This window comes from Gilliamella sp. ESL0254, from assembly GCF_013344985.1.
GTDB lineage: Bacteria > Pseudomonadota > Gammaproteobacteria > Enterobacterales > Orbaceae > Gilliamella > Gilliamella bombicola.
Map to the genome: position 1 here is coordinate 346708 of NZ_JAAEDU010000001.1, position 18448 is coordinate 365155.

Annotated in this window: 16 protein-coding genes; 7 read left to right on the forward strand and 9 right to left on the reverse strand. The window is 38.9% G+C overall.

Annotated features, from left to right (window positions below):
• Window positions 1-36 precede the first annotated feature (36 nt).
• Both yejK and nfo read left to right on the forward strand, forming a co-directional pair.
• On the forward strand, window positions 37-1041 hold the full coding sequence (yejK, locus tag GYX25_RS01505; protein WP_174786522.1) for a nucleoid-associated protein YejK: 1005 nt from the start codon (window positions 37-39) through the stop codon (window positions 1039-1041).
• Window positions 1042-1072: 31 nt separating this feature from the next.
• Window positions 1073-1918, forward strand: coding sequence for a deoxyribonuclease IV (gene nfo, locus GYX25_RS01510; protein ID WP_174786523.1), 846 nt, complete (start codon window positions 1073-1075; stop codon window positions 1916-1918).
• A 94-nt stretch (window positions 1919-2012) separates the two neighbouring features.
• On the opposite strand, the gene yccS is transcribed toward nfo, so the two are convergent.
• Complete coding sequence (yccS, locus tag GYX25_RS01515; protein WP_342211579.1) at window positions 2013-4154, reverse strand: YccS family putative transporter; 2142 nt, start codon at window positions 4152-4154, stop codon at window positions 2013-2015.
• A gap of 892 nt (window positions 4155-5046) precedes the next feature.
• Here yccS and GYX25_RS01520 point away from each other — a divergent pair.
• Entirely contained in the window at window positions 5047-6693 is a 1647-nt protein-coding gene (locus GYX25_RS01520; protein ID WP_174786524.1) for a hypothetical protein, read from the forward strand.
• 1983 nt (window positions 6694-8676) lie between these two features.
• Here GYX25_RS01520 and pgm read toward each other — a convergent pair.
• The 3 genes from pgm to GYX25_RS01535 form a co-directional block, all read right to left on the reverse strand.
• Entirely contained in the window at window positions 8677-10314 is a 1638-nt protein-coding gene (gene pgm, locus GYX25_RS01525) for a phosphoglucomutase (alpha-D-glucose-1,6-bisphosphate-dependent) (RefSeq protein WP_174786525.1), read from the reverse strand.
• Between the two features lie 100 nt (window positions 10315-10414).
• Window positions 10415-10918 carry a hypothetical protein gene (locus GYX25_RS01530; RefSeq protein ID WP_091349483.1) on the reverse strand — a complete coding sequence of 168 codons (504 nt, stop codon included), beginning with the start codon at window positions 10916-10918 and terminating at the stop codon, window positions 10415-10417.
• A gap of 22 nt (window positions 10919-10940) precedes the next feature.
• Window positions 10941-11126 carry a hypothetical protein gene (locus GYX25_RS01535; protein WP_091349485.1) on the reverse strand — a complete coding sequence of 62 codons (186 nt, stop codon included), beginning with the start codon at window positions 11124-11126 and terminating at the stop codon, window positions 10941-10943.
• Window positions 11127-11293: 167 nt separating this feature from the next.
• Between GYX25_RS01535 and GYX25_RS01540 the strand changes: the two genes are divergently transcribed.
• Together GYX25_RS01540 and gloA are read left to right on the forward strand one after the other, a co-directional pair.
• Window positions 11294-11794: a glycine zipper 2TM domain-containing protein gene (locus GYX25_RS01540; protein WP_091349552.1), complete on the forward strand. Its 501-nt coding sequence runs from the start codon at window positions 11294-11296 to the stop codon at window positions 11792-11794.
• Between the two features lie 202 nt (window positions 11795-11996).
• Entirely contained in the window at window positions 11997-12404 is a 408-nt protein-coding gene (gene gloA / locus GYX25_RS01545; protein ID WP_091349487.1) for a lactoylglutathione lyase, read from the forward strand.
• A 47-nt stretch (window positions 12405-12451) separates the two neighbouring features.
• Here gloA and gmk read toward each other — a convergent pair whose 3' ends face one another.
• The gene (gene gmk, locus GYX25_RS01550; RefSeq protein WP_091349489.1) at window positions 12452-13081 is read right to left on the reverse strand and encodes a guanylate kinase; all 630 of its coding nucleotides are present in this window, start codon (window positions 13079-13081) and stop codon (window positions 12452-12454) included.
• A 208-nt stretch (window positions 13082-13289) separates the two neighbouring features.
• On the opposite strand from gmk, the gene GYX25_RS01555 reads away from it, so the two are divergent.
• Window positions 13290-13985, forward strand: coding sequence for an AzlC family ABC transporter permease (locus tag GYX25_RS01555; RefSeq protein ID WP_238785936.1), 696 nt, complete (start codon window positions 13290-13292; stop codon window positions 13983-13985).
• Window positions 13982-14305 carry an AzlD domain-containing protein gene (locus tag GYX25_RS01560; RefSeq protein ID WP_160403092.1) on the forward strand — a complete coding sequence of 108 codons (324 nt, stop codon included), beginning with the start codon at window positions 13982-13984 and terminating at the stop codon, window positions 14303-14305. Before GYX25_RS01555 ends, GYX25_RS01560 begins: the two co-directional genes overlap by 4 nt.
• An 80-nt stretch (window positions 14306-14385) precedes the next feature.
• Here GYX25_RS01560 and GYX25_RS01565 read toward each other — a convergent pair whose 3' ends face one another.
• The 4 genes from GYX25_RS01565 to hemC are packed head-to-tail and all read right to left on the reverse strand — an operon-like array spanning window position 14386 to window position 18441.
• On the reverse strand, window positions 14386-15285 hold the full coding sequence (locus tag GYX25_RS01565; RefSeq protein WP_091349493.1) for a heme biosynthesis HemY N-terminal domain-containing protein: 900 nt from the start codon (window positions 15283-15285) through the stop codon (window positions 14386-14388).
• Window positions 15286-15295: 10 nt separating this feature from the next.
• Window positions 15296-16765 (reverse strand): uroporphyrinogen-III C-methyltransferase, encoded by a 1470-nt coding sequence (locus GYX25_RS01570; RefSeq protein WP_174786527.1) that lies wholly within the window; start codon window positions 16763-16765, stop codon window positions 15296-15298.
• Window positions 16766-16783: 18 nt separating this feature from the next.
• Window positions 16784-17524, reverse strand: coding sequence for a uroporphyrinogen-III synthase (locus GYX25_RS01575; RefSeq protein WP_091349498.1), 741 nt, complete (start codon window positions 17522-17524; stop codon window positions 16784-16786).
• Window positions 17521-18441, reverse strand: a complete 921-nt coding sequence (gene hemC, locus GYX25_RS01580; protein WP_174786528.1) for a hydroxymethylbilane synthase — start codon at window positions 18439-18441, stop codon at window positions 17521-17523. Before hemC ends, GYX25_RS01575 begins: the two co-directional genes overlap by 4 nt.
• Window positions 18442-18448: the final 7 nt, after the last annotated feature.

An 18448-nucleotide genomic window follows, 5' to 3' on the forward strand; every position in this document is an offset into this window, starting at 1 on the left:
CTTAATGATTATTGCGATCCAATAGGAACCTCACCAATGAGCGTACAAATAGAAAAGATCATACTGCATAAATTAATTAGAAAAAGTGACACCGAAATCGAATTACAACTTCGCGAATCAATGTTAGGTAATGAACAAGCCGTTGTTAATCTAATCGAAGATATCAACCGCATCTACAACAACAAAAGTAAAGCCTATGGACTATTTAATAGCGATAGCTTATTCGAACAATCACTAAAAGAACTACGCCTTGGCAATCAAGACTTTTTACATTTTAGCCAAGAATCGACCAAACAACTGCGCAACGAATTGGCTAAATACCCTTTTGCTGAAGGGGGAACGGTTGTATTTTGTCAGTACCGTTATTTGGCGGTTGAGTACTTGATTATTGCTGTATTAAATAGTTGTTTAAGTATGCTAGTGAATGAAGATTTAGATATCAGCGAAACACAATACTTAGACATTGACCATGCCGATATTATTGCCCGTATCGACATTACCGAATGGGAAACAGAAGCGGACTCAAAACGTTATTTAACTTTCTTAAAAGGACGAGTAGGACGCAAGGTATCTGACTTTTTTATGGACTATTTAGGTGCTAGCGAAGGATTAGATGCAAAAGCGCAAAATAAAACGCTTGTCAAAGCGGTTGATGATTACTGCCAAGAAATGCAATTTGACAAACAAGACAAAACTAGCGCACGCGAAAACGTTTATAACTACTGCCAAGCCCAATTACAAGCAGGTGAAGAAATTGAACTGAAAAATCTAGCCAACGAACTACCTGCCAGTGTTGACAATAACTTTATTGAATTTATTAAAAACAGTGAATATGATTTAGAAGAAACATTTCCGGTTGATCGCAGTGCACTGCGTCAGCTTAAAAAATTCTCGGGCAGTGGTGGGGGATTAACGTTAAGCTTCGATTCGAATTTATTAGGTGAACGCATTAAGTGGGATCCGCAAACTGACTCCCTAGTAATTAAAGGTGTACCACCTAATTTACGTGATCAGCTACAACGCAATAGCGGTTCCAACTAATTATCAACCAACAACGTTATTAGGACACAACATGAAATACATTGGTGCACATGTCAGTGCAGCAGGTGGGGTAGACAATGCCCCAATTAACGCCTATCAAATTGGCGCAACCGCATTTGCGCTATTTACTAAAAATCAACGACAATGGCACGCCAAACCGCTTGAGACCACAATTATCGACAGCTTCAAAAAACGTTGTGAAAGATATGGCTTTACCAGCAAACAGATCTTGCCACACGATAGTTACTTAATTAATTTAGGTCACCCAGATCAAGAACAGCTCGACAAATCACGTACCGCCTTTTTAGACGAAATGCAACGGTGCGAACAGCTAGGACTGACATTACTTAACTTTCACCCTGGTAGTGACTTAAAACAGATTTCAGTTGATGAATGTTTAGCACGTATTGCCGAATCGATTAATATCACACTTGATAAAACACAAAATGTGGTTGCCGTTATTGAAAATACTGCTGGACAAGGATCTAACTTAGGCTATAAATTTGAACATCTTGCCCAGATCATTGACCAAGTTGAAGACAAAAGCCGAGTTGGCGTTTGTATTGACACTTGCCATGCTTTTGCTGCTGGCTATGACTTGCGTACTGAAAAAGCCTGCCAAGAAACCTTTGCCGAATTTGAAAAAATTGTAGGTTTTCAATACTTGCGAGGCATGCACTTAAACGATGCCAAAAGCGAATTGGCCAGCCATGTCGATCGTCATCATAGCCTAGGCAAAGGCAATATTGGCGAAGCAGCCTTTAAATACATTATGCAAGATCCAAGAATTGATGAAATTCCCCTTATTTTAGAAACCATTGATCCCGATATCTGGGCGCAAGAAATAAACTGGTTAAAGCAGCAGGTAACTGCATAAAAATTATTATATTTTCTACTTGACTATAAACAAAGTGGGTAATGCTTACCCACAAACTAGGTTAAACATTGCATAAATGTTTAAACATGTTTCATTATTCCAATTGCGCTACAAGTTCAATTATTTCCGGCAAAATATCCAAAATTAAAGCCAATTGTTGCATTACAAGCAGATCATTATTGGCTTTATCGTCATCTACTGAATTGACGGAAATGGTATCGATATAATCGACAACAGACTTCTTAATGAATTGGTATTCGCCATCTATCTTTTTATCGCTTAACAGATTAATAATATAGACCGACAAATCGTCAAACAGATCGAGCGTCTGTTTTGAGATACATTTATCACGATGTGCGCCTAAAGTTGAAAGATAACTAATTAACGTATGATTAAGCGTCAATAGACGAAATCCCTGATCAATAACCACCGGATTCATATGTGGCTCTTTGGTCATCAAACTAATTAACGACGATAAATCTGCATTACTATCATGCGTAGCTCGTCTTGCTAATCGATATTGTAGATCATTAGTTTTGCCAGACAAATACTGGCGTCCAATTAACGCCAAATAGTGACTATCATCATGACAAACACGATCAACGAGTTTAGGCAGATTTCTAAACTGCCAGTCAGGCCAAATAAAGCTCACGGCAAACCAAGCAATAAAACAACCAATCAACGTTGCAATAATGCGCGAAACAGCCACCGCAATACTGCTTTCGCCAATCAAGCTAAAACTAAAAAACACCAGTAATGTAATAAATGCTGTCGCGTAAGCATATTGTGAATTCTTAAATAGAAAAAATAGCCAACCGGTAATAATAATTAACACCAACTGTTCAGGTACACTTGGAAATAAAAACGTTAACGGAATACCCACTATGATCCCCAAAATTGTCCCCATTACGCGCAATTTTAGGCGATGTTTTGTGGTGGAATAGTTAGGTTGGCACACAAACAAGCTAGTTAAAATAATCCAATACCCATGTGATAAATCAGAAAAACAAATGACCATATAACCCACAAAAAATACCACACACATACGAATCGCATGGCGAAACAGTGCGGACTTAACCGTCAAATTCCCTTTGATTTTGACAAAAATATCATGAAAACGAGTTAACTCCTCGTCAATTAACTGATTATCTTCTTGATCTTTTGACAGATGCTGCTCAGTATCAATATTGGCAAGTAATAGATCGATAGACAACAAATTTTGATGCAAACTTTTAAGCGCCTTAACCATTAACATATTGGCTTTACCGCTAGTATCATACTGGTTAATTGCTTCTTCAAGATACGAAAAATAACGTGAAAATAGCGGGTCATGATGATAAGTCTGATTTAATTTAATTGTCATTGCTAGTTGGGCACAAGCTTTAGCTTGCAAATTTAAAATACGTGCAAACCGAAATAAGATATCACTATGTTTAAAATGCACACTCAGTGCCTGATAATTCCCATGCGCTGAGCTTGCTCGTTCATGAATATCTTGTGCCACAAAATAGTCGCTTAGCATCTTCCTAATATAAGCCTGTCCACGATAGCTTTTTAGCCGATTAAATAGCGAACGTTTGGTGTGATTAAATGCGCTCACAAGCTGATTATTACTATCGGTCAACTGCAAGGTCTGCTTTACAAAATCATTGGTCTCATCAGGATCGAACATTGCCGCCTTAGCATCAAGATATTGCGCCAAATAAATAAAACATAGTGACAGCGACTGCTGGGTTGTACGAATGGGTTGGATGATCGACTCAATTAACGAAACAACATTATACCAAAGCGCTCCAAGTAACAAAAAACAAGGCAACGTATAATTGTCGGTATATAGGTTATGTCCAAGCATGGTATAAGCCGCAATCAAAAGCGATCCAAAAGCAATCACCCCATAACGTTGACCAAGCGACCCAAGCATAATAAAAATAAAAGTCGAAGACACCAAACCGACAATAAATAACACAGGAATATCAAATAACAGCTCGACCGAAAAAGTCGCAATAGCAAAACAGAACAACGTAAAGAGCAAATTAATACAACGGCTTAATAAACGCGTATCAATCTCGGTCAATCCTGCCGCAACCACCCCAAGTGTAAGGGGAATCACAAGCGATGTTTGCCCCAAATACCAAGGAACCAAAGTCGATCCAGTCAAACTAATTAACATTCGAAGACTAAAAAGAAGGTTGCTACTATAAAAGACTTTGCGTAAAGCCAAAATGAATCCGTGCACGGTATATGAACTTTGAATGGGATAATAGCTAATAGGATACTATATTGAGGGAGATTGGGAAAGTATACTTTGTAATCGTTGGTTTTTGTTAAAAAATAGTTAAATAAAAAACTTGAATAAAATCAATGCCTTTTCTGACCGATTTTTGAGCGGAAAATCAGGCCTTTTTTTGTTTTGGTGAATAGAATAAATTAGGTGCGGTGGTTTCGGACGTTTTGACCTTTGGTGAATAAAATAGCTATTGTGGCCACGTCCGATTTAGGGAATTAAAGCGAATTCCCTTTGCAATCCCATGCTTTAGCTGCAGAATGTGGCCTTCGGCACTACTCGTATCATCCTGATACTCGCCTCTACGAGGCCATCTTCGCTTTGCTCAGATGTTCAAATTTGTTCCAGACAAATTTGTCCTCCGCCGCCGCTCGGTCTTAACGCACCGTTTGTGGACGCGCTCCCGACGCAGCACAAACTCGCCAAACATCCTTGTTTGGCGTGCTAACCTCACTCTGTTGTCGGCACATTCTGACGCCGGAACAAGACAAACAGCATAGCCCTAGGTGTTTTTTGGTAAATTGTTTTTTGTTAAAAAGCAATGTAATTACATCCAAAAAGTGGTCAGGAAAGATATTGATTTTATTTAAGTTTTTATTTTGTGGTTTTTAGCCAAAAATATCACCAAAACCATCCCCCCAAAAAAATAGGCCAACAAAAGTTTAACCTTACACACTTAACAAAACCTTAAAATTTTTAACAAAAACTAGCGTATTCTTAATCAACCGGTTATAATTCAAGCGCATTTAAAACAAGAGAAAGCTCATTAATTGAGCGGAAATTTTAAAAAATCGAAATAAAACAAAAAATTACTTGACAGGATAATTAAAATGTGCTACCATGCATGGCATCTGGCATCTGGCATCTGGCATGCCAAACCTACGCCCTAAATCTTTTTCAATTTCACCGTAGTCTAAATCAGATACAGTTCTTATTATCATCACCGAAGTCATTTCGCGTAGCGAAATCGGCGACGTTGTCGGCAAGGTTATCGCCGATTCCCAAATTGTTATCTAAAACTTCATTATTATCTAAATCTGCATTGGTCTTTGCTCTATTGTTGTTATTGTCGTATAAGCAGGATACAGAGGCGTTGACGGTAAAGACAACCAATACTATTTACGGTAGTGCACCGTATTTAACGTTTGATGGAGGACCGACAAAGGTAACCGATACAGACACCTTTTTGGCAATAGAGTTGCCGGATGGTAGAACTATCACGCCTTCAACTAACACATCGAGTTCGATAAACCCGATAAGGTTACCCAATGGTAATTTTACATTTAATGATATTCATATGGTGTTGCCGTCGGGTTCAGATAGCATAAGTCTCAACAATTTAATTACCCAAGGGAAGTGGGGAGATGATGATGGAGATGGACAGGGAGTCAATGGAGTTACCGCATCAGGGAGTATAGATTTAATAATAAAGGATAAAGATGGCAATACCATTAATCGTAGTGATTCATTAAGTATATGTGGTGCCCCTTATAAAGTAACTTTAAGTAGTACAGGAGGGAATTTAGTTACGCAGTATGGTGTGCCGAATAGGAGTACGTTTGGAGGGGGTACAGCGGAGTATTATATCACTTTGTCGTCGCCAGTTATTTGTTCGGTCAGGCCGAATTTGTTGTTGGGTGGCACAACTGGTATAGATTCTCGCGACGGCCCTTACCGAGCAGGCCCATCTAACATATGGAATCCTGATAAGGGCTTTTTAGTTCAGTCAACGAGTTCATTATCTTACGACCGAAATTTTCCTACAACCGGTTCAGATGGATTGTATTTTGATTTGGATATTGGTGGGATAGATGGAAGTCAGTTGAGTTGGTCTATTTACACAAGTGGTGATATCAGTGCAACGGTGATATGGACAAGGCCGCGTTCAGGCTCACATCAAGACCCATTTATGGGAACAGTTCAAAACGACGCTTGGATTAGAAATAAATCACGGAACGTAACACGGGTAACGTTGAATGGTCCTAGGGCGAGTAGTAGTCAGATAAATTCAAATTATCCTAGTTCACTTAGACGTCCATCTTTGCCGCAGACCTTTGAGTTGGTGGGTAGGGATAGAAGTGGTAATGAGGTGAAGTATGGATTTGTGTTGAGGCAGTGGTTCGTCAATCGGGACGTTCAAATGGCTCACGTTTCTAATCAAGCCACATGGTGTAATAGTTTGGGTTATCGTATGCCAAGGGTAAGTGATTTAACCAATGCGAAGTGTGGTGTAGATAATAGTTGGTTCCCATGTGTAAATGGCATAGATGGCGCCAGTCCGTCGTCAGATGGTTATTATTACCAGCGTCACATAGGGGCGGGTTTTTTCACAGAGTGGGGCTCTATGGGTTACTCCTCTGATGCAGGTTTCGTCGATGGTGTCTACTGGACGAGTGATGCAACAGGTAGCAACCAGTTCTTTGTCTCCTCGGGCACCGGCGCCGTCCGCAGCGATAGCAGTGGCTACTATACTGTTTGTACCGCACCTTAGTTTTTAGCGTTTATTCCTTAATCCTTGGGCCACGGGGGCGGTTATGGTGCCTGAGAGGATAATCTATCAAAGAATAAAGCCCCCGCGTAAGTTGGGGCACTTTTCCTTAGGGTTGCGCTGTTGCGGCGAAGCCACAATCGCGCCGCCCCCCGCCGCCGACGCTGAAAGTGTCGATGGCAATCCTAGTGGATAATGCTGTGGCGGTTTAAATTTGTGGTCTATTTATAGTACGGCAAGGTTTCGGACGTTTTGACCTTGGGTGAACAAAATAGCTACAGTGACCACGTCCGAGCAAAGGGAATTAAAGCGAATTCCCTTTGCAATCCCACGCTTTGGCTACAGAATGTGGCCTGCGGCTGCCCGACGCCGCCGCTCGGTCTTAACGCACCGTTTGTGGACGCGCTCCCGGCGCACCACAAACTCGCCAAACATCCCTGTTTGGCGTGCTAACCTCACTCTGTTGTCGGCACATTCTGACGCCGGAATAGGACAAGCAACATAGCCTTTAGTGCTTTTTGTGAGTTATTTTTGTGTTAAAAAGCAATGTAATTACATCCAAAAAGTGGTCAGGAAAGGTATTGATTTTATTGAAGTTTTTATTTTTGTATTTTCAAGGAAAATCAACCGCTTACATAACCTAAGCAAAGCGCCGACATACAACAAATCAACAAAACCACAAATAGCACCCTAATAACAGCAATTTAACCGCTCCAACCCTTTTTTTTAACGACAATTTAAAATTAAATAAAATCAACATATTAAAAAATAGCTCAAAAAAAGGGTTTTCAAAGCCAAAATTGTTGTTTATCTTTATACAGCAAGATTTATCAAATCTTAAGCTCTACCTTAACGCCGTATAGGCGGTTTAGAAAAAACGTCCAATCGTGATTATCATCTAAGCTTCCCTTAACGCCGTATAGGCGGTTTAGAAAAGAAATCATCTTAAATGCCCACGATTCAGAAACCTTAACGCCGTATAGGCGTTTAATTCAAATAAAATCAATCACATAATTGTAAAGACATAATATCTTCCAAAAAAGATAGTTATGTTGTTTGTCCTATTCCGGCATCAGAATGTGCCGACAACAGAGCGAGGTTAGCACGCCAAACAGGGATGTTTGGCGAGTTTGTGCTGCGTCTGGAACGACAAATTTGTCTGGAACAAATTTGAACATCTGAGCAAAGCGAAGATGGCCTCGAAGAGGCGAGTATCAGGATGATACGAGTAATCATAGCCGGTGCGTTAAGACCGAGCGACGGCGTCGGGCAGCCGCAGGCCACATTCTGCAGCCAAAGCGTGGGTTGTCAGGGAATTCGCTTTAATTCCCTGACTCGGACGTGGTCACTGTAGCTATTTTATCCACCTAAGGTCAAAACGTCCGAAACCACCGCACCTAATTCATTCTATCCACCAACCCAAAAAGGCCTGATTTTCCGCCCAAAATCGGTCAGAAAAGGTATTGATTTTATTAAAGTTTTTTCTGGCTGTTTTTAAACAAAAACCGCCTAATAAAAACACAACAACCCATCCCAAAAACGATGGTTATGTTATTTGTCTTATTCCGGCGTCAGAATGTGCAGACAACAGAGCGAGGTTAGCACGCCAAACAGGGATGTTTGGCGAGTTTGTGGTGCGCCGGGAGCGCGTCCACAAACGGTGCGTCAAGACCGAGCGTCGGCGTCGGGCAGCCGCAGGCCACATTCTGCAGCCAAAGCGTGGGTTGTCAGGGAATTCGCTTTAATTCCCTGACTCGGACGTGGTCACTGTAACTATTTTGTCCACCCAAGGTCAAAACGTCCGAAACCACCGCACCTAATTCATTCTATCCACCAACCCAAAAAGGCCTGATTTTCCGCCCAAAAATCAGTCAGAAAACATATTGATTTTATTAAAGTTTTTATTTTGTGTTTTTACATAAAAACCTACATAAAAAAACAGCAGCCAAATAGCTGCTGTTTTTTTATTGCATTTGTTTTTTTCGATTATTTAATCGCTTTAGCCACAATTTGTTGCGCCTCTTGCTGTAACGTATTTAAATGCTCATTACTTATAAAGCTTTCAGCATAAATTTTGTAAGCATCTTCTGTTCCAGAAGGACGAGCGGCAAACCAGCCATTTTTAGTTATCACTTTAAGTCCACCAATTGCAGCATTGTTAGCCGGTGCAGTGGTTAGGCATTGAGTGATCTTTTCACCAGCTAGGTTGTCGGTGGTTAGTTGGCTGGCATCAAGTTTAGCTAGTTTTTGTTTTTCGCTAAACGATGCAGGCGCTTGGATTCGTCCATAATAAGAAACACCAAATTTATCTTCGAGTTCTTGGTACTGTTCTTGTGGGTTTTTGCCCATTTTGGCTGTCATTTCGGCTGCAAGTAGGCATAGGATAATACCATCTTTGTCGGTTGCCCATACTTTGCCGTTGGTTCTTAAAAACGATGCACCTGCGCTTTCTTCGCCTGCAAAGCCTAGCTTGCCGTTGTAAAGCCCATCGGCATACCATTTAAATCCAACAGGGTATTCTAAGTATTTTTTGTTTAGGCTATTTGCCACGCGGTCGATCATCGAGCTTGTAACTAGTGTTTTGCCAATAGCGATATCTTTGTGCCATTGTGGACGATTTTGGAATAAGTAATTGACACAAGTTGATAGGTAGGCATTTGGGTTCATTAGTCCTTTAGGTGTGACAATACCATGGCGGTCAAAGTCGGTATCATTGCCAAAGGCTAAATCAAATTGGTCTTTTAATTTTAATAACCCTGCCATGGCCCAGCGACTTGAGCAGTCCATTCGAATCACTTCGTCATGATCTAGGTGCATAAAGCTGAATGTTGGATCGACTTTGTTATTTACAATATTGAGGTTGATACCGTATTTTTCGGCTATTCGAGGCCAATAGGTGATGCCAGCACCGCCCAGTGGGTCAACGCCAATTTGTAGCGATGATGATTTGATCAGCGCTAAATCTAAAATGTTTTCAAGGTCGTTGATGTAGTCAGTTTCGTACTCTTTGGTATGAATGTAATTTGAATTAATGGCCTTGTCTAAAGTTACGCGCTTGACTTCATTGAGTTTGTTTTTTAATAGTTCGTTGGCGCGGTTTTCAATTTGTTTGGTGATGTCCGTATCCGCAGGACCGCCATTGGTTGGGTTGTATTTTATTCCGCCATCTTCTGGTGGATTGTGCGATGGGGTTATTACAATGCCGTCGGCTAGTTGAGTTTGTTTGCCTTGGTTGTAGGTTAAAATAGCATGCGATATCACAGGCGTTGGTGTATAACCCCAATCTTGCGCCATGACAACTGTTTGTTCGTTGGCAACAAAGACTTCAAGCACTGATTTTAATGCGAGTTCTGATAATGCATGAGTATCTTGCCCTATAAAGCATGGTCCTGTGATATTGTTGGCTTTGCGGTATTCGGCAATGGCTTGAGCTACGGCTAATATATGTGCTTCGTTAAATGTGCCTTTGTTTGAACTGCCACGATGGCCAGAGGTGCCAAATATGACTAGTTGGCTAGCATTATCCGTGTCAGGTTGAATTTGATAATAATTATTCCGTAATGTTTCAACGTTAATAAGATCTGATGGTTGAGCTAACATTCCTGCGCGGTTTTGCTTGGCCATTTTTTAATCCTCTTTCATAAAATAGTATTTTTATAATGGCTAAAAACGTGAATGAGTTAGAAGAGATCGCGTTTTTAGCTTTTATTTGTTATTTGTCCGGTTAAGGTAAAAAAGCATTGGTGACTTGGTTTATCATCGTTTCGGATATGCCCATGTCACTCATTATTGATTCTATAATATATTGTTTTCTGGCAGTGTTGGTGTTGCTAATAACCCAATAAGGTGTGCCAATGATTTCACGGGGTTTGGTGTTTTTACCTGATGTTTCTAGCAATTGTTTGTCTTTGGCCAAATATTGGCGTTTGCTGCCGTGTAATGAGGTGGCCGCAATGGCAAAGAGTGCTGGGTTGTAGTTATACAGTGCACTAAGTAATAATATAAAGCGATTAATAATGGATTTTTCATTTGTGAAGGTATCGCTGGTTAATAAGTCATTAAAAGGCGTATAATGGCTTTCTTTTTGTGCGGTGATATTTTGTTTTGCCAAGGTTGGCTGATCTATTTTCAATAAACGTCGTAATATACTTGATGCATTTTCGCCGATGTGTTTAGTTTGGCCGGCAATAAATTGGTATAATTCTTCGTCGATTTCTATCGTTTTCATTGTGTTACATGTGCCTATTAAATTATTTTACGGGACATCCTAAAGCAGGAGTGCTGTCTAAATGCAAATTATTCGCCGATGAGTGGTTTAAACAATTATTTGATGGTTGTTTTAATTCAGCACTATCATTTTTTTTGGGCGCTTGATTTGCATCATGGCAAGCCGTTATCATAACTGATAATATTAATGGAAAAAATAACCGTTTCATATACTCATTGTTCGCTCTATAAACTATTGCGCTGAGTATAACCTAACTTAAGGATAAATTGTATTGGCTATTGATAAAATAATGAAAATGATGTTGTCGTTTTTCAAAAACGATATTATCCTAAACAAGGTATAATGAGTAAGATACCGATATTATATGAGGAATTAATTATGAAAAAAATCGTCACATTAGCTATTTTAGCTACAATTTTATCAGGATGTAGCAATAGTGATCTTTATTCTGGCGATGTTTATACTGCTGATCAAGCAAAACAAGTTCAGCAAGTGAGTTATGGTACAGTTGTTTCAGTACGTCCTGTTAAAATTCAAGCTAATGCATCATCAGACGGTAAGAGCGAAAACGTAGCAGGTAACTTAGGCGGTGCGGTTTTAGGTGGTGTATTAGGTAATACTATTGGTGGTGGTACTGGTCGAGTGCTAGCTGTTGCAACCGGTGCTATTGGTGGTGCAATTTTGGGTGATACCATTCAAGATAAAACTAGCCAAGCTAGTGCTGTTGAATTAGAAATTAAACAAGAAAACGGATCAAATATTGTTATTGTACAAAAAGGTTCAGCTAAAGATTTCTTTGCTGGTCAAGCGGTTCGTTTAGTTACTAACGGTAAGAAAATTAGTGCATCACCACGTTATAACAACCAATCAAAATAATCACTAATTGAAAATATAATACTTGATTTTGCTCATCTTGATGATGAGCATTATATTTAGTTGAGTGAGTGGCGATCTGTTTTTTATCCATCATTATTCTTCATACATGTCTCCCTTTCAATAACAAAAATTTGCCTGTCTAAATACTAACGTATAAACTCTATGTGATTTTTATTTGTTATGTTTAAAGGAACAATAAGCAATGCGTATTTTACACACGATGATCCGAGTTGGTGATTTGCAGCGTTCGATCGATTTTTATACCCGTGTAATGGGGATGCGAGTGCTAAGAACAAGCGAAAACACACAATATAAATATTCATTAGCCTTTGTCGGCTATGGCGATGAGACAACGAGCTCAGTTATTGAGCTAACTTATAATTGGGACACAGATACATATGATCATGGAACGGCATTTGGTCATATTGCTATTGGTGTTGATGATGTCGCCCAAATGTGTCACGCCGTTAAGCAAGCCGGAGGTAAAGTAACACGCGAAGCAGGGCCAGTAAAAGGTGGTTCAACGATTATTGCTTTTGTTGAAGATCCTGATGGTTACAAGTTAGAGCTGATTCAAAACGATCAGGCTGATCAAGCCTTAGGTCATTAACCGATCCTAATAGTATATCGCCGGTGTTTTGGCGATATATTTTGTTTTTAATTCGATTGAGTACTCAATAAATCAGCTAATAATTGTTTGTTGATAATTGCTTGTTTTTGTTGCTCTAAGCTAGCCGCGGTAATGATTGCGTTTAATGCGTTTAATGAAGCATCAAAATCATCATTAATAATGATATAGTCGTATTCGTTATAATGCGAAATTTCGGCTTGCGCTTTTTGCATTCTTTTGGCTATGACGGCACTGTTATCTTGGCCACGTTTTATTAGGCGGTTTTCTAGCTCTTTTAGCGAAGGTGGTAATATAAAGATGCTTTTTGCTTGAGGCATTTTTTTGCGTACTTGCCGTGCACCTTGCCAGTCAATATCTAAAAAGACATTAATTCCTTGTGATAGGCTTTGTTCTATTTCTGCTTTGGATGTGCCGTAATAGTGGTCAAATACGTTGGCATATTCTACAAATGCATTTTTATCAATTAAGGATTCAAAGTGTTTATGATCGACAAAATAATAATGTTCGCCATGTGTTTCACCAGGTCGTGGTTCGCGTGTTGTATGCGAAATTGACACTTTGGCTTGATGTGGTTGTTGGTTTAGATAAGCACGAATAAGGCTTGATTTACCTGCACCACTAGGCGCAGAGATGATAAATAGAGTTCCTGTATACATAGATATGTTTGCCACGTTGGTTGCTATTGAGTTATTTGTTTTGATTGCCATTAATACAAGTTAAACGATATTATAGCAAAATTTGGCAATATATTGTGGCTTATTGTTAGTTGAGTAGCTTAATTTAGTGTTTAGGTTTTCGTTTATAAGCACTTTGTTACTTGTTTGCAATATTCTGTATAGGTGTATGTTATCGTAAGGGATGATTATGTCTTTGACTTTTAAAGATGGCGTTTATGCGTGTATTCCAACGTTATTAGGCTATATTGGTATTGGCATTGCTGCAGGGGTTGTGGGTAAGTCGGCAAATCTATCTGTGTTTGAAATTACATTACTGGCTATTATTGTTTATGCTGGTGCATCGCAATTTATTATTGCGGGTTTGATGATGGTGGCTACACCTGTTTCAGCTATTATTTTTACTGTTTTTTTAGTTAATTCCCGTCATTTTTTAATGAGTATGGCAACAGCGCCAGCTTTTCGTAAATTTTCATTTTTAAATAATATCGGTATTGGTAGTTTGTTAACCGACGAAAGCTTTGCTGTTGTGATGAATGCCATTGCCAATAAAGTACCTGTAAATGCTGCTTGGATGCATGGGCTTAATGTTACGGCTTATTTGACTTGGATTATGTCTTGCTTTTTAGGTGCGGTAATCGGTGAATGGTTACCCGATCCTAACTTGTTTGGTTTAGATTATGCCTTAGTTGCCATGTTTATTGGTTTACTTTATTTGCAATTGATTGGTGATAAAAGTAAGAGCCTTAAAAATCGACTGTTAGTAATGGTTACCGTTGCTGTTATGTTAATTTTGTTAATGCGTTTTGTGTCACCTGAAATGGCGATTTTAATTAGCACTTTTGGTGGCTGTTTTATGGGTATGGCAATGGAGCGTGATGGATGACAGTTTATAGTCTATTGATTATTTTAGGTTGTGGCCTAGTTACTTGGTTGCCAAGAGTAATTCCTTTTATGTTGGTTCGAAAGTTGCAGTTGCCAAATGTGGTGATTCGTTTTTTGTCGTATGTACCTTTGTGTATTTTAACTGCACTGTTTGTGCAAAATCTGTTTGTGGCAAAAGAGGGGCAGTTTCCTAGTTTCCATGTGGAATATTGTTTGGCGACAATTCCAACTGTCATTGTTGCTGTTATTACGAAAAACTTAATGTGTATTGTAGTTGCAGGTATGTGCTTTATGGCACTGATTCGTTATTTTGTGGTTTAATTTAGGTCAATTGAACTGACGTTTATTGTTGTTTTTGTGAACTGTTAAAATAAAACAGGGCTATTTGCCCTGTTTTTTTGTTATGTTCTTTCTTTTTGTTCTAGTTTGCTAATCGATTTTAATAGCTTTTCGGCTTCGTTATTTTGGCCTAGTTGATTAAGATAGGTAGCCATCGCTTTTTGATAAGTCATGTTGTTCATAATAGCTCGTGGTTGTGAGTGCCACCATTTTATAAGTGCTTGTGTATCGCTATCGGTCGATAATTGCTTGATTCTAGCAATATAAGCCGCTTGTTTAAACTGATCGAGTTGCGATTCGCTATATGCTTTAGTTTTATACATTACTGGTAATAGATCTATAACTGCTTGGTAATCGCCAGTTTCGTAATAAAGTTGATCGGCTAATCTAAGCACTTCGACATTGCGAGGCTTTTCATTTAGTAATTTTTCTAATACGCTACGTGCGGCAGTGTATTCGCGGTTTTTTAGTTGTAGCCGAATTTGTACTAATTGAAAGGCAAAAATTTCTTTAGGCTGACAGCTTTTAGCTGCTTGTTCTAGCGATTGATTGGCTTGAATTAATTCGTCATTGTCGATTTGCGCTTGCGCGGCAAGTAAATACGATAAAGTAGTGTTTTTTGCCCCTTTGGCACTTTTTACAAAGAGTTTTGCTGCTTGTTGATAATCACCTTCTAGCAATAAAATTTGCGCTTGTTCAATGCGTTTTATCGATTTTTTAGGTGATTTTAAGCGTAACCAATTGCCTAATACAGTTTTAGAATTTAATATTTTATTGAAAATAGAATAAATTAGGTAAAGGAAAAGCAGACCAATTAATTCAAGTATAATAAATGAATTAAACGACATGCTGACACGGTAATTTACAAATTCAAATACCGCCGAACCTTGATGTCCTTGTAATAATGGTCCAAGAAAAAATCCACCCACTAGCACTAAGAAAATAATCAGTATTTTTATCATTATTATTCTCCTATTTTGCCAACATTGAACGAACGCGAGTTTGCATTAGTTTTTCAAGTTCGCTGATACTAGTTAGATTTTCAGGAACGTTTTGGTCGCTGATTGATTGACTTTGTAAAGTCTCGAGTTCATTAATAAATGCTTTAACGCTTGGTGCATTACCATCAAAATAGGCATTCACCCAAGTTGCGGTATCGCTAAGTGCACGTTGATAAATAAGATCTTGATGCCTTGGTACCGCTTGTGCTGCAATCAATAGGCGGAAACGGATATTTTCACGCAGATAAAGCGATTGTTCTATGCTTAACGGTGCTTTTAATATTTGGCAATGGATGATTTGCTTTTCATCTTGGCCAGCGTGTTCTAAGCATGCTTTGAAGCTGTTGTCTTTATTATCAAGCTTTTCAATGGTAATGAATTTATCCATAAAAGTCTTGGTGCTGTTGTATAAATTGTTAGACCAATCACTGGTTGACGATGATATTTCGCTATTTGTATTGTCAGTTGCATTATTTGCTTGTGCTTGCTGATTGTTTGCTACGTTAGCGCTTTTGGTTTGTGGTTCTTTGTTGTCATCTGTATTGGTTGAATCTTCGTTATATTGGGTCATGCCAAGATCGATTTCTTGGTAATGACCCACTAAAGGTAATTCGGTAAGCGAATCTGACAATCCAATTAAGTTAATAATAATGCCGTCAGTATCAATAAAGCTTACTTGAGCAAGTGAGTTAATATCTTTACTGATCGCTTGCCGAGCAGGTAATAGGCTAGGATCATCAGCTTGAGCTAGACTTTCGTCAGCACTTTTAAGGAGTAGTCGTGCTGATGTGTAATCTTGGTCATTCCAAATTTTGCGTCCCGCTAAGTGTACTAAATAATTTGCTTGTGAAATCAACCAAACTTTATGATCTGTGGTTGACATAGCCGCTAAACGTTCGTTGATGTTTTGTAAGCTTTGTTCGTTGAGCTTTAAGGTATCATTTACTTGGTTGCTTAATTGCTGTTGTACTTTTTGCTGATCGCCAAGTTCACGCTCTACGCGCTGTTCTAATGTGTTGAATTGTTGATTTTGTTTGTTAACCGCATCGCTAATACTGCTGTTGAGATCGTCTGTTATGCTCTGCTTAGTGGTTTGTTTTAAATTGGCTAGTTCTGTTTGTAATGTTGAGATGGTCTTTTTTTGCATTTCAACTTGGTTGTTACCATAATAAAAGCCAATACCACTTAAGCAAACGGTTAATGCTATTGCAAGTATTGATAGTTTTGAAACCGGCACTTTGTTTGTGTGACTGTTATTACTGTCTTGGGGTTGAGCTTTAGATTCTAAAGTTGTAGTAGATTGTGAGCTTGTTTGATTTTTTTTGTCTTCTTTCATAATCTTATTCGCTTCATTTTGATTCGCTGTTGTCGTTGGTTGACTAAATGAAGTTGTGTTAATAGTTGAGAGTGTTGCGTTGGCACCATAATATTTTGGCGGCATAAATAACCTCATTTAGATTTATTCAAAATTGATATTGGCATTATGACATAGAGTTAACATTGTTTTAAATAAAATTTGATTATTTGCACCTACTATTTGCAAAACGTTTTGCCAGTTTAGTTGTTGTGCTTTTTTTAAAATTCGCTCACTGGTTACAACGAGCTGGGCTTGCTGTTTGTGTTGTCTTTGACAATAAAGTTCAAGCTGTATTAAGTGTTCAACGCTGGTAATAATGATAATTTGATTGTTTATGTTGTTAGCCAAAATATTGTCACAATAGGTTATTGGCTTTCGATGATAACATGCTAGCAATTTAACTTGCGCTTGTTGTGTTGTGAGTGTGTCTGCTAATAATTGCCGGCCTGAGTTACCCCGTAAAATGAGTACGGTGCGATGTGCTAGCGTTGTGTTTTTGAGTAAGTCTAATAAACCTTCGCTATCTTCTTGTTTAGGGGAGCTGACTTTAGTTGTGGTTAGTTGACTTAATAAGTGTGCCGTTTTGTTACCAATTGCGAAATAATGTACATGCTTTGGAAAGTATAAATCGGGTAAATGTGCTTTGATGGTATGAATTACTTGTGGCGATAGCGCAATAACAATGTCTGATGGCAAAAGGCGGTTAAGTTGTTGCTGTAAATCAACCAGCTCAGAGCTGGGTAAAATATCAAATAAGGGAAGGTGAGTTGCCGGTAAATGGGCTTGATTCAGTTGTTTAGTTAGTTCCTCGCCATTGGGCGAGGGTCTTGTTACATAAATCATTCGTCTATTAATTCCCGTAGTATTTTGTCAGCACCTTGGTTTAATAGCTGTTTGGCTAGGTTGTGACCCAATTGTTCGGCTTGGCTTGCAGGGCCTTTTAGTTCAGCTCTGATTATTTGTGACCCATCAACACAACCAACAAATCCTTGTAAAGTTAACGTGTCATTATTTAGCTGGCTATAGCAGGCAATAGGTACTTGGCATCCACCTTGTAGGGCTTTATTCATTGCTCTTTCTGCTATAATGCATTGGCGGCTATGGTTGTTATCAAGTGGAGCTAATAGTGATAATAGGCATTCGTCATTACTTCGTGTTTCAATGCCAATAGCTCCTTGTCCAACCGCAGGTAAGATTAAATTGATATCAATATACTGTTTTATTCGGTGTTCAAGCGCTAAGCGTTTTAGTCCAACTGACGCTAAAATAATAGCATCGTATTCATTGTTATCAAGCTTTGCTAAACGTGTTCCAACGTTGCCACGTAGTTCTTTAATTTGTAAGTGGGGGTATTTAGCTCGTAGCTGACATTGGCGTCGTAAACTTGATGTACCTACAATTGCACCATTGGGTAATTGGTCTAAGTTGGCGTATTGGTTTGACACAAAAGCATCACGTACTTCGTCGCGTTGACAAATTGTTGCTAACATTAATCCCTCAGGAAACTCAGCAGGAATATCTTTTATTGAGTGAACAGCGATATCCGCTTCGTTGTTTAGTATCGCTTGTTCAAGCTGTTTAACAAATAATCCTTTTCCACCAATTTTTGATAGGGGGCTGTCTAGTAATACGTCGCCTTTAGTGACCATCGGAATCAATTCCACCGTTAAATTAGGGTGAGCAGCTAGCAGTTGTTGCTTAACAAAATTAGCTTGCCATAGCGCTAAAGGGCTTTTTCGTGTTGCAATGCGAATATTCAATTGATTT